Below are 1,626 nucleotides of genomic sequence, written 5' to 3' on the forward strand. Positions count from 1 at the left end.
CAGTCTTTATGTGCGTCTCGCCGATGGCGATGGTCGCCGCACGGCGGGCAAATGGACTGACGCCGCGACTGGCGATCATGGTGACCTGCTCGACATCATCGCCGCCAGCTGCGCGCATACGAACCTCGCTGAAACGCTCGCCGAGGCGCGGCGATTTCTGAGCTTGCCTCCATCCGACGCGGGCACGCAGGGGCCGCGTCCGCGTCCGCGCCGGGCGCCCGCTGGCAGCCCGGAGGCGGCAGCGCGGCTTTGGGCGGCGTCGAAGCCCATCGCTGGGACACCTGTGCGCACCTATCTGGCGGGCCGTGCGCTTCGGCACGTCGGCGATGTGCCCGCGCTGCGATGCCACCCGCACTGCTATTATCGCCGGTCGGAGGAGGATGGCCCGTCGGTCAAGTCGGCCTATCCGGCGATGATCGCTGCGGTGACCGACCTCGGCGGCTCGCTCATGGGCGTTCATCGCACATGGCTTGATCCGCACCAATCGACCAAGGCGCCCGTGGCTTATCCGCGGCGCGCGATGGGGCATTTGTTGGGTCATGGCGTCCGCTTCGGGCTCTCGGGCGAGGTCATGGCATTCGGTGAGGGCATCGAAACCATGCTCTCGCTGCGCGAAATCGCCCCGGCACTACCGCTCATCGCCGGGCTGTCGGCCGCCCATCTCGCGGCGCTGGAATTTCCTGCGCCGCTTCGCCGCCTCTATGTTGCCCGCGAACGGGATGCAGCGGGACGCGCTGCATTCGCCGCTCTTGCCGAGCGAGCCGTCCAGCTAGGGATCGATATCCTGCCGCTCGATCCGGCGCTGGACGATCTGAACAGCGATCTTATGCAGATGGGCCATTCGCAGCTCGTCGCTTCGATCGCCCCGCAGATGCACGTCGTCGATGCCGAGCGGATGCTCGATGCAGCCTGATCGCGCCTGGCGCCAGCGGCGCAACGCCTCCAGCAGCGCGGCGGCGAATTGGGACGTCGCAATCGCGCGCGCCATCCTCATGATGCCCGAAATCCCATAGTTGTTTCGGAAAGCGGTGTGTCACCTCGCCGCGGGGATCGGATCAAGCCGGTCCGGGAAGGGGAAGCCCGATCAGCCTGTTCTCGGGAGGCCGCGCCTCGGCCTTCGCTGGAGGGCGACTGCGGCAGCGTGCGCGGGCCGTGCAATGGCTCTGCTCGCGGCTATTTTCCGCCGGGGCTGGCGCCCCTTTGCATCGCGAAACAAAATAGCCGCGAGCCCGCCATCCTTCGCTGGCGCTTCGGCCGCGCGGGGTGCCGCGCGGTGCGAACCCGCACCCGCCGCCGCCGAGGCGTCGCCGCGAAGGCCGCGAGAGGCGCGGCCCCAGACAAGAGAAATGACATGATCGACCTGTCAGACCTTCCCGAACGCGGCGAACCGCAGCAACCCGGCGCCAGCGCCTACCTCCTCCAGGAAATGCAGCTTTACGGTCATAGGCCCTATGAGGACGAACCCGACGCACGGCCGCTTCCAGACGACCGGCTCGCTGGCGGCGCCGTCGCCGATATCTTCGACGCATTGGCGGGCTGCCTGGTCGATACCCGCATCGAGCCCGATCTTGAAGATCTGCTCTGGGGCATCGTCAATATCTTTCACCGCGCCGGCGAACGGATCGA

At 67.6% G+C, this 1,626-nt stretch carries 1 protein-coding gene and 1 pseudogene; both read left to right on the top strand.

Going from position 1 to position 1,626, the window contains the following annotated elements; genetic code table 11:
* The coding region (locus tag VGN68_RS08075; protein ID WP_327475576.1) for a DUF7146 domain-containing protein at positions 1 to 913 on the top strand (913 nt) is incomplete at its 5' end.
* A 438-nt stretch (positions 914 to 1,351) separates the two neighbouring features.
* Positions 1,352 to 1,626 (top strand): annotated as a pseudogene (locus tag VGN68_RS08080) (hypothetical protein); the annotation flags it as partial.

It is taken from the genome of Sphingopyxis sp., assembly GCF_035998965.1.
GTDB lineage: Bacteria > Pseudomonadota > Alphaproteobacteria > Sphingomonadales > Sphingomonadaceae > Sphingopyxis.